The following is a 10,511-nucleotide window of genomic DNA, read 5'->3' on the forward strand; positions in this document are numbered from 1 at the left end:
CTGCTGCGCCTGCCACCCCGCGACCGCGCCGTCGACCGTGCGGCGGACGAGGCGGGGATCGAGCGGGGCGGGCAGCAGGTCGTGCGCGCCGCCGCGCAGGATCGCGCGGCTTTCGGCGATCGTCAGGCGGCTCGCGGCGACGAAGGCGGTGATGCCGCTGCGCCCCGCGATGCGGCCGAGCAGCGCTTCGCCATCCACCGCGCCTGGCTGGTGCCAGTGGAACAGCAGGATCGCACAGTCGCGGTCGGCGCCCGCTTCGAGCCAGTCGGCACCGCTCGCGAAGCTGCGGACGATCCGTCCGGGCCGGTCGGCGAGGACGCGGAAACAGGCCGCCCGCTCGACCGCGTCCGGCAGGATGAGATGGATATGGCCCCCGTTTTCCCGCATGCGCCCTCCCTCGATGCACCGAGGCTGGCGTCGATCGGGCGCGGGGCCTAGCGGGATCGGGTCGGCTTCGGCGTCAATCCGAAGCAATCGGCAGGCAGAGGGTGACGGTCATGCCGTGCGGATCGGCGCGCGCGATCTCCATCCGCCCGTCGTGCATGTGCGCGATCGTCTCCACGAGCGACAGGCCGAGTCCGGCGCCGGGTCCGCCGCGCGCGGGGTCGAGGCGGACGAAGCGCCTCGCCGCCTCGTCGAGGCGATCCTCGGGGATGCCGGGGCCGTCGTCGGCAACCGACACTATGACCTCGCTGCCCGCGCCGCGCGCCGCGGCGAGCCCGATGACCGTGCCGCCGTCCGCATATTTCAGCGCATTGTCGATGAGGTTCGACAGCGCGCGCAGCAGCATTTCGCGATGCGCTACCACCTCCAGATCGCCGGGGGCCTCGACGCGGATCGCGAAGCCCTCGTCCTCGGCGAGCGGGCCATAGACTTCGGCAAGATCCTCGAGCAGCGGCGCGAGCGCGAAGCGGGTGAACTGGCCGCGGCCGATGCCCGCCTCGGCACGGCTGATCTCGAGCGCGGTGTCGAGCAGGCGGTGCAGGCTGTCGGCCTCGTCGATCGCGCCGCCGAGCGCCGCCGCCGACCCCTCGTCCTGCGCCCGGCCAAGCGCCTGTTCGAGCGTCGCCTTCATCCGCGAGACCGGCGAGCGGAGATCGTGCGCCATCGAATCGGTGACCATGCGAAGCTCGCGAACCAGCGCCTCGATCCGGTCGAGCATCGCGTTGATCGAAACGCCGAGCCGGTCGAACGCGTCGCCGGTCTCGTCGCGCACGACGCGCGCGTCTAGCTTGCCCGCCGCGATCGCCGCGGCGGCGCGCGCGAAAGCGTCGACGCGGCGCGCGAGAATCCAGGCGGCGAGTGCCGCGACGATCGCCGCGAGCAGGAGTCCGGCGGCGAGCGCATAGAGAAAGGCGGCCTGGCTCGCGCGCGCGAGCTGCGCCTGCGCTTCGAGCACCTCACCGGTCAGCAGCACGCGCCCTTCGGGCAGCCGCGCGGTGACGATCCCCATCTCCTCGGCGGCGAGCCCGCCTTCGCGAAACAGGCTGATCCGCCGCCATGACTGCGCCGGGCCGACGGTCGCGGGCCATTGTTTGAGGTTGCCGACAATGGGGGTGCCGTCGGGGGCCTTCAGCAGCACGACGAAATTCTGGTCGTCGCGCGCCGCCAGCCGGTCGCGGATCGCGCGGACCAGCCCCGCCTCGCCCTCCTGCCGGTATTCCTCGGCGAAATCGTCGCGCGCGACCTCGGCGGCGGTGCGTGCGTCGGCGAGGATCGTCGCCTCGGTGAAGCGGTGGATGATGGTGAGGCCGAGCGCGAGCGCCGCGACCTGGACGAGCAGCAGCGCCAGTGCGAGCCGGAAGGTGGTGGACTGAAAGAAGCCCGGCTTCATCCGGGCTAATCGGCCTTGCCGAGCATATAGCCGGCACCGCGGATCGTGTGGACGAGGGGCCTGTCGAACCCGTCGTCGACCTTGCGGCGCAGGCGGCTGACATGAACATCGACGACATTGGTGCCGGGGTCGAAATGATATTCCCACACCCCTTCGAGCATCATCGTGCGGGTGACGACCTGATCCTTGTGACGCAGCAGATATTCGAGCAGGCGGAATTCGCGCGGCTGCAACTCGATCCGCTTGCCCGCGCGGGTGACGCGGCGGTTGAGCAGGTTCATCTCCAGATCCTCGCAGGCGAGGCTCGTTTCGACCTGGGTGCCGCCCGACGGCCGCGCGATCAGCAGTTTCAGCCGCGCGAGCAGTTCGGAAAAGGCGAAGGGCTTGACCAGATAGTCGCTCGCGCCCGAGGTCAGTCCCTCGACCCGCGCATCGACCGCGCCCAGGTTCGACAGGATGATGACCGGGGTCGCGATCTGCGCCGCGCGCAGCGCCGCGAGCACCGCCATTCCGTCGATGCCGGGAAGCATCCGGTCGAGGATGATCGCGTCGTAGCTGCCGTCGGTCGCGTGGAACAGGCCGTCGCGCCCGTCGGCGGCATGGTCGACGACGAAGCCTTCGCCGGTCAGGCTCTTGACGATGAAGTCGGCGGTGGTCCGGTCATCCTCGACGACGAGTATCTTTTGCGACATGGGGCTCCTTCGCGCGGCGGGCGGGCAGATGCTTATAGCGGCTCTCGCCCTCATGGCGAATATGAAGCAGCACGCCCTTCGCCGCGTCGCTGCGTACCGCGTGCGCGACCGCGGAGACCGAGCGGATCGGCTTGCCGTCGATGCCGTCGATGACGTCGCCGGCGGCGATGTCGGCCTTTGCGGCGGGGCTGCCGTCCTCGACGCTGGTCACGATCAGGGCGAGCGGCGCGCGCGGGGCGTCGCGCCGGGTTTCATAGGTCAGCCCGGGGATCTGGTCGCGGCGGTGCAGGTGCGGCGACGCGGCGAGATGCGCGGCGAGCGCGACGACCGCCGCCAATGTCATCAGCAGCGCGCCGGCCGGCGGCATCGAGCTGGGCGGCGCCGTCTGCATCAGACCAGCACCAGTGCAGGAGGGGCGGCTTTCTTCTTCGCCGGCGGGCGGCTGACGATGCGATGGACTGCGGCCATCGCCTGCGCGAAGCCCATGCCGCGCGGGCCGGCGATATAGCGCGGCTCCCAATGGGTCGCGAACTTCGCCTTGTAGCTGCGCAGCCCGCCGAACCCGTAAAGCATCTCGCCGTGGCGAAAGAGGAAGGCGGCGCCGCGCGCCCAGGCCGGCGCCAGCTTGCGCCCGTCGATCCCGGCGAGCGGCGCGATGCCAAGGGTGAAGCGGCGATAGCCCTCGGCACGGGCATGCTCCATCAGCCGGATGAACAGATAATCCATCACGCCATAGGGCAGGTTCGCGACATGGCGCATCAGGTCGACCGACATCTCCTCGCGGTTCGGGGTAGCAAGGATGTTGGCGAAGGCGACGATCCGCCCGTCGATCCGCACCACCGCGCAGGGAAAATGCGCGATATAGGCGGGATCGAAGCTGCCGAGGCTGAACGCCTTTTCGCGCTGCTTCTTCGCGTGGAGCCAGTCGTCGGACACCGCGCCGAGTTCGAGGATATGCTGCGATACCTCGTCGGGCGCGAGGATCGCAAAGCGCGCGCCGTCCTGCACCGCGCGGCGCTCGGCGTGGCGCAATGTCTTCGCCTGCGGTCCGGCGAGGGTGAAGCCGGCCAGTTCGACGCACGCTTCCTCGCCATATTTGACGATGCCGAGGCCGAGGTCGATCGCATAGGGCAGCGTTCGCGCCCCGATCTGGTAGAGGAGGAGGCGGCCTTGCGCGGCGTCGGCGCGCTCGCGCAATTTCCACAGCAGGTCGGACCAGCGTGCCTCGTTGCCGACCGGATCGCCCATCACGATCCAGTTCGCACCCGCCACCCGGTACATCAGAAAGGCGTCGCCCTCGTCGGCGAGCAGGAAACGCTTGTCGCCGGTGAGGGCGAGGAAGGCGTCGGTATGATCGGCGAGCGCGAAGGCGGGCTCGAGGTCTTGGAAATCCACCGTATCGCTGTTCCGCGCCGTGCGCGGCGACGGCGCGAACAGCCGCCAGAGCGCAAGCCCGGCGAGCAGCACCGCGATGCCGAACAGCGCGCGCAGGAAGCGCGGCGCGTCGCCTTTCAAACTGAACTGCCACCAGAGGCTGCTGTCATAGGCGATATGCTTGTAGGCGAAGAAGCCCGCGAAGGCCGACGCGAGGATCGCGGTCAGCGCGGCGGCGATCCAGCCGGTCGACAGCGGCGCGTCGATCAGCGCGGTCCGGCGATAGAAGGCGGGGCGGCTCCATTGCAGCGCGGCGGCGATGCCGCCGAGGATCAGCGCCTCCTCATAATCGAAGCCCTTGGCGAGCGAGAAGAGGATCGCCGCGGCGAGCAGCGCGCGGGTCGCGACGAAGGCGCCGTCGAGGCGGCGAAGCATCCCCGGCGCGAGGAAGAGGAGCAGCGTTCCCGACAGGCTGGCCGCGAGGTGCGAGGCTTCGACGAAGGGCAGCGGCAAGACATGCTTGAGGTCGTGCATCCGCGCGGTGTCGGCGGGGGTCGATCCCGAGAGGAGCAGGATCAGCCCGCCGGCGAAGACGAGCGCGGCGAGCAGCGGCGGCGCGAGTTCGCGCAGCAGCGATTCCCCTGCCGCCGCGATTTCCCTTGCCGGCCCGTGCCACGCCCGGCTCTCGTGCCAGGCGAGGAGCAGTGCCGCGACGAGCAGCGGCAGCAGATAATAGATGATGCGGTAGGCGAGCAGCGCCGCGAGCAGCTCGGCCTTGTCGCCGGGAACGGTCGCGATCACCACCGCCTCGAACACCCCGAGCCCGCCGGGGACATGGCTGATCAGCGCCGCGATGATTGCGAGCGCATAGCCGAGGAAGAAGAGCGGAAAGGCCGACGGATCGGGCGCGGGGAGCAGGATATAGAGCGCCGCGCTCGCCGCCGCGAGGTCGAGCGCGGCGACGAGCGTCATCGATGCGCTCATCGCGGGGCCGGGAAGCGGCGTCCGCCAGCCGCCGACCTCGATCGCCGTCAGTCCGAAATGACGGAGCAAGAGCGGAACGAGGCAGAGCGTGATCGTCGCCAGCCCCGCAAGATGCAGTCCGTGCAACGACAGGCCCCAATCGAAGAAGGGGAGGATGTGCGTGCTCGCCGCCGCCGCGATGCCGGCGAGCAGGATCACGCCATTCCAGAAGGCGAGGCTCGCGAGCGCGATCACGCTGCCGATCTCGCCGCCGCCGAGTCCCGCGGCGCGATAGACGCGATAGCGCGCCGACCCGCCGGTGAGCAGGGCGAGGCCGAGATTATGGCTGAGCGTGTAGCTGGTGAAGGAGGCGAGCGCCGCGGTGCGCCATGGCAGCCTCCGCCCGAGCACATGCAGTGCGGCGCTGTCGTAGAGGGTGAGCAGCAGATAGCTCGCCGCCGTCAGCGCGAGCGCGCCTGCGACCTGCGCCGCCGACAGTGCATCGAAGGCATGGCGGACCGCGCGCGGGCGCACCGAGTGGAGCAGGCCGAACAGCGCCGACAGGCCGATCGCCGCGACGGCGAGCGCCGCGAGGATCGACAGCAGCCGCTTGTTCGCGCGGCCCCACGTCAGGACGCCGGCGATGTTCATTGCCGCGTCCAGTCCTGCCGCTTGCAGATGAGGCCGCCGAGGATGCAGCCCGAGATGCGCAGATCGTTCGGCCCCTTCTGCTCGATCGTCGAATAGAAGCGGCGGCCCTGGTCGGGGACATAGACCTGACCCGTCCAGCGCCCGCGACCGGTGTGGCGGTAATCGCTGAGCAGTTCGGTGCCGATCAGCGACGTCACCCCGGACTCGCGCGCGTCGGCCATGGCGACCGGGCTCGCCCAGACGATATTGCCGCAGAGCAGCGCACCGCAGGGACGGGTGCGGACGCGGATCGTGCCCTTCGGATTCTGCCAGACGCCGATCGGGGAGATGGGGGGTTGCGGCTGCGGCTGCGCCAGTCCGGCCGACGCTGCGAGCAGCAGCGCCGTCGCGATCATCTTCATGTCATGTCACTCCTCATGGCTGGGGCCGCGTCGACCGCCGACAGGATCGCCGCGGCGAGCGCCGCATCGTCGCCGTGGAGCGGGTGCCCGCCCGGCAGCACGACCCGGCGGACGTTCGGCATCGCGAGTTCGGGACACAGGCTGCCGCGCTCCTCGGCGCCGCGGATGCAGGTCAGCGGCGCCCAGCTCAGCCGCGATGCCGTCGGCCAGGCGAGCGCGTCGGGGGTTTCGAACCCGGCGAGTTCGATGGGCGAGGCGCGGAAGATGATGTCGTGCCCCGGCACGATCAGGATCACCGCCTCGACCGGACGCCGCGCATTTTCGGGAAATTCTGCGAGCCCGGCGTGGAGCATGTCGGCGCCGAAGGACTGGCCGATCAGGATGACGCGGCCGGTCTTGCCGAGCGCCATCGCGCGGCGCATCGCGCCCGCGATCAGCGCCGCCGCCTCGCTCGCGGTGCGGCGCGGCGAGAAATAGGACAGGCTGTTGACGGTGACGACCGCATAGCCGCGCGCGTGAAGCCGCGCCGCGACCTTGGGCGTCATCCCGACCCGGTCGCCCATGTCGCCCGACAGCATGACGATCGCCGGACGGGCGCGATCGGGCGCGGCGGCGGGCAGGTCGCGAAAGGCGAAGGGGCGATACCAGCCGGCGTGCAGATAATAGCCGCCTGCGCCGAGCAGGGCGAGCAGCAGCGCGAGCCCGGTCGCCCGCACCCATGTCCGCCGCCTGATGGTCGTGCCTTCTGCCATGCCGCCGTCATAGGCCCCGGCGCGACTCCGCAAGCTGACGCGCGGATTACGAGTTTGTCATGTCGCGGTCATGCCGCGGACGGCTGGCGGGCGGTAGCAAGGGGCTGTTCGGGTTTGATTGCGTTCCCGAACGACCCTGACCGCAGGCGGGCGCGGACTTCACCCGGCACCCGCTAGCCCGAGCCCGCCTGCATCCGGCCAGCCCCCGCCCCCGGGGGCTGGCCGCTTTTCATGGCGCCGCCGCTATGCTTTACTCGGCCGCTATGCTTTACTCGGGATGTCATTCCAGACGGAGCCCGCGCCATGGCCGAGGATCGACCCCGCTATAAAAATTACACCAGCCCCGCCGGCGGCTGGGGCGCGGCGGCGGCGACCGCGAAGGTGCTGCTCGAACAGAGCGTGGTGACGAAGGGATCGCGCGCGCTGCTGGCGATGAACCAGCCGGGCGGCTTCAAATGCCCGAGCTGCGCCTTTCCCGACGCGACGTGCAAGAAGACGCTCGAATTTTGCGAAAACGGCGCGAAGGCGCTTGCGCACGAGGCGACGAAATTCCGCGTCACGCGCGACTTCTTCGCGCAGCACAGCGTGTCCGCGCTGATGGAACAGTCGGATTATTGGCTCGAGATGCAGGGGCGGCTCACCGAGCCGATGCGCTATGATGCCACGAGCGACCATTATGTGCCGGTGAGCTGGGACGAGGCTTTCGCGCTGATCGGGCGGCACCTCCGCGGCCTCGACAGCCCGCATCATGCGGAGTTCTACACCTCGGGCCGCACCGCGAACGAGGCGGGGTTTCTCTATTCGATCTTCGTGCGCGAGTTCGGGACCAACAATTTTCCCGATTGTTCGAACATGTGCCACGAACCGACGAGCCGCGGCCTGCCGCCCGCGATCGGGGTCGGCAAGGGCACGGTGATCCTCGACGATTTCGAGCATGCCGAGGCGATCTTCGTCATCGGACAGAATCCCGGCACCAATTCGCCGCGGATGATGACCAATCTGGTCGAGGCGCGCAAACGCGGGGTGCCGATCGTCGCGGTCAACCCGATGCCCGAACGCGCGCTGATCCGCTTCACCGAGCCGCAGGATGTCGTGCAGATGGCGACCTTCGGCTCGACGCCGATCGCGAGCGAGTTCGTGCACATCAAGATCGGCGGCGATCTCGCGCTGCTCAAGGGCATGATGAAGGTGATGTTCGAGCGCGAGGCGGCGGGCGAGTCGATCCTCGACCATGATTTCATCGCTGAACATACCGAGGGCTTTGCGGCGCTGAAGGCGGACATCGAGGCGCAGGACTGGGCCGCGATGGTCGCCGCCTCGGGCATTTCGGAGGAGCAGATCCGCCGCTGCGCCGACATCTATATCCGCTCGAAGGCGACGATCATCTGCTATGGCATGGGGATCACCCAGCATCAGCTCGGGTCGCGCCTCGTCCAGCAGATTGCGAACATGTTGCTGCTCAAGGGCAATTTCGGCCGGCCGGGCGCGGGCATCTCGCCGATCCGCGGCCATTCGAACGTGCAGGGCGACCGCACCGTCGGGATCGACGAAAAGCCGACCGAAGCCTATCTCGACAGGGTGCGCGAGGTCTTCGGTTTCGATCCGCCGCGCGGGCACGGCCATCATACCGTCGAATCGGTCGAGGCGATGGAGAAGGGGACGGCGCGCGTCTTCATCGGGCTCGGCGGCAATTTCGTCCGTGCGATCCCCGATACCGGGCGGTCCTATGACGCGATGCGCAAGCTCGACCTGACCGTCGGCATCGCGACCAAGCTCAACCGCGGCCATCTGGTGCATGGGCGTGAGGCGCTGATCCTGCCGGTGATCGCCCGCTCGGAGCGGATCGAGACCGCGGCGGGCGAGCAGTTCGTGACGATCGAGGATTCGATGTCGAACGTCACCGCCTCGCGCGGCGTGCTCGACCCCGCAAGCGCCGACTGCAAGCCCGAGGTCGAGATCGTCTGCCGCATGGCGCTGGCGGCGCTGCCCGAGAGCCGCACCGGCTGGGCGCGCTACATCGACGATTATGGCGCGGTCCGCGACAAGATCGCCGAGGTCTATCCCGCGCTCTATGAAGGCTTTGCCGAGCGCATCGAGGCGCCGATGGGGTTCCATCTCGATGTCGCGCCGCGGCGGCGGGTGTGGCTGACCCCGAACGGCAAGGCGAATTTCCTGATCCTGCCGGGGCTTGCCGCCAACGCGGCGGTCGACGATCCCGATATGCTGCGGCTCGCGACGGTGCGTTCGCACGACCAGTTCAACACGACGATCTACAGCTATAACGACCGCTATCGCGGTGTGTCGGGCGACCGGATGATCCTGTTCGTCAACGCCGAGGATCGCGCGGCGCGCGGGTTGGAAGCGGGCGCCAAAGTCGCGCTCGAAACGATCGCCGCCGACGGGATCGAACGCCGCGTCGAGGGGCTGACCCTGATCGACTATCCGATGCCGCGCGGCGCGGTCGCGGGCTATTATCCCGAACTCAATCCGCTGCTCCCGCTCGAATTGTTCGACCGGATCAGCGGTTGCCCCGCCGCGAAGTCGATCCCGGTGCGGATCGCCGGCGCAGCGGCGCGTTAGGGGCCGCAATGGCGAAGACGCCGCGATTCGCGTTCGGCCGGAGCATCGCGCCCGCCCGTTTCCTGCTGTTCGCGGCGATCTTCCTGATCCTCAGCGGTGGAGCCGCCTGGTTCGGCGTGCATCCACGGTCCGCGCTGCTCGCCGGTTTCGACGTCGCGACCCTCGTTTTTCTGGTCACCTGTCTGCCGCTCCTGCAATCGAGCGTGGTGCAGATGCGGCGCCGGTCGGCGGACAATGACGCGAACCGTGCCGGTCTCCTCGCGATTTCGGTGCTGCTGTCGCTGATCGTCCTGTTTGCCGTCGGGACGCTGATCGCCAGTCCCGGCCCGCTCGGCCATATGGATATCGCGCTGATCGTCGCGACCCTCATCCTTTCCTGGCTGTTCGCCAACACCGTGTTCACGCTTCACTATGCGCATCTTTATTATCTGCAGAAGGACGCGTGCGACCAGGCCGGACTCGACGTGCCGGGGATGAAGCAGCCCGGCTATTGGGATTTCCTCTATTTCAGCTTCACGCTCGGCATGACCTTCCAGACCTCCGACGTCACCATTTCGGGCGCGCATATGCGGCGCGTCGTGCTCGGCCATTGCATGGCCGCCTTCGTGTTCAACATGGGGATTTTGGCGTTCACCGTGAACGCGCTCGGCGGGTCCTAGGGTCAGGACCCATTAATTCCACGATCGAGGCGTCGAAATGGCGAAGATATTGGGCTTGGGCGGACGCAGCGGGTAGCATCGCTACCCGCAAGGTCGCGCGAGCCTGAGATAGAAGCCATTTCGGCGTCCCTGCGGGATTTGACCGATTTTGCCCAGGTCAGCGTCGAAAAGTCTTGAAATATTGACATATTCCTTCGCCTTTTCTCCTCGCCCTGAGCAAAATCGCTTCAAACCTCGAGCGCGGAATTAATGGGTCCTGACCCTAGTCGATCGTCCCGCTGATGAGCAGCGCCGAATCCGGTCGGGCCAGCGCGACGAGGGTCAGCCCGGCGGCGGCGGCGCGCTCGGCGGCGAGGCTGGTCGGCGCCGAGATGGTGACAAGCACGGGGCAGCCCGCGCGCACGGTCTTTTCGACCAGTTCGAAGCTGCAGCGCGCCGACAGCAGGATGAACCCGGACGCCGGGTCGATCGCGGCGCGGGCGAGGGCGCCGATCAGCTTGTCGAGCGCATTGTGCCGCCCGACATCCTCGCGCACGCAAAGAATCTCGCCGGTCGGCGCGCAGAAGGCGGCGGCGTGGACCGCGCCGGTCGCGCGGCCGAGCGGC

The 10,511-nt window shown here is 68.7% G+C and carries 9 protein-coding genes and 1 pseudogene; 2 read left to right on the forward strand and 8 right to left on the reverse strand.

Annotated elements, in window-relative coordinates; all coding sequences use genetic code 11:
* The 7 genes and pseudogenes from ACE3SL_RS00360 to ACE3SL_RS00390 form a co-directional block, all read right to left on the reverse strand.
* Window positions 1–387 (reverse strand): annotated as a pseudogene (locus ACE3SL_RS00360) (helix-turn-helix transcriptional regulator); the annotation flags it as partial.
* A gap of 73 nt (window positions 388–460) precedes the next feature.
* Window positions 461–1,834 carry a sensor histidine kinase gene (locus tag ACE3SL_RS00365; protein ID WP_374523775.1) on the reverse strand — a complete coding sequence of 458 codons (1,374 nt, stop codon included), beginning with the start codon at window positions 1,832–1,834 and terminating at the stop codon, window positions 461–463.
* Between the two features lie 5 nt (window positions 1,835–1,839).
* Complete coding sequence (locus ACE3SL_RS00370; RefSeq protein ID WP_374523776.1) at window positions 1,840–2,526, reverse strand: winged helix-turn-helix domain-containing protein; 687 nt, start codon at window positions 2,524–2,526, stop codon at window positions 1,840–1,842.
* The gene (locus tag ACE3SL_RS00375) at window positions 2,495–2,917 is read right to left on the reverse strand and encodes a PDZ domain-containing protein (protein ID WP_374523777.1); all 423 of its coding nucleotides are present in this window, start codon (window positions 2,915–2,917) and stop codon (window positions 2,495–2,497) included. The genes ACE3SL_RS00370 and ACE3SL_RS00375 overlap by 32 nt, the downstream gene beginning before the upstream one ends.
* The gene (mprF, locus tag ACE3SL_RS00380) at window positions 2,917–5,514 is read right to left on the reverse strand and encodes a bifunctional lysylphosphatidylglycerol flippase/synthetase MprF (RefSeq protein WP_374523778.1); all 2,598 of its coding nucleotides are present in this window, start codon (window positions 5,512–5,514) and stop codon (window positions 2,917–2,919) included. Before mprF ends, ACE3SL_RS00375 begins: the two co-directional genes overlap by 1 nt.
* A complete protein-coding gene (locus ACE3SL_RS00385) occupies window positions 5,511–5,915 on the reverse strand; it encodes a DUF2147 domain-containing protein (RefSeq protein WP_374523779.1) in 405 nt (134 codons plus the stop codon). The genes mprF and ACE3SL_RS00385 overlap by 4 nt, the downstream gene beginning before the upstream one ends.
* Entirely contained in the window at window positions 5,912–6,667 is a 756-nt protein-coding gene (locus tag ACE3SL_RS00390) for an AcvB/VirJ family lysyl-phosphatidylglycerol hydrolase (protein WP_374523780.1), read from the reverse strand. Before ACE3SL_RS00390 ends, ACE3SL_RS00385 begins: the two co-directional genes overlap by 4 nt.
* 303 nt (window positions 6,668–6,970) lie before the next feature.
* Here ACE3SL_RS00390 and ACE3SL_RS00395 point away from each other — a divergent pair, with 303 nt between their 5' ends.
* Window positions 6,971–9,247 (forward strand): FdhF/YdeP family oxidoreductase, encoded by a 2,277-nt coding sequence (locus tag ACE3SL_RS00395; protein WP_374523781.1) that lies wholly within the window; start codon window positions 6,971–6,973, stop codon window positions 9,245–9,247.
* Between the two features lie 8 nt (window positions 9,248–9,255).
* Window positions 9,256–9,906: a DUF1345 domain-containing protein gene (locus tag ACE3SL_RS00400; protein WP_374523782.1), complete on the forward strand. Its 651-nt coding sequence runs from the start codon at window positions 9,256–9,258 to the stop codon at window positions 9,904–9,906.
* Between the two features lie 262 nt (window positions 9,907–10,168).
* On the opposite strand, the gene ACE3SL_RS00405 is transcribed toward ACE3SL_RS00400, so the two are convergent.
* A partial coding sequence (locus tag ACE3SL_RS00405) for a formate dehydrogenase accessory sulfurtransferase FdhD (protein ID WP_374523783.1) occupies window positions 10,169–10,511 on the reverse strand: 343 nt, incomplete at its 5' end.

Source organism: Sphingopyxis sp. (assembly GCF_041916015.1).
Lineage (GTDB): Bacteria > Pseudomonadota > Alphaproteobacteria > Sphingomonadales > Sphingomonadaceae > Sphingopyxis.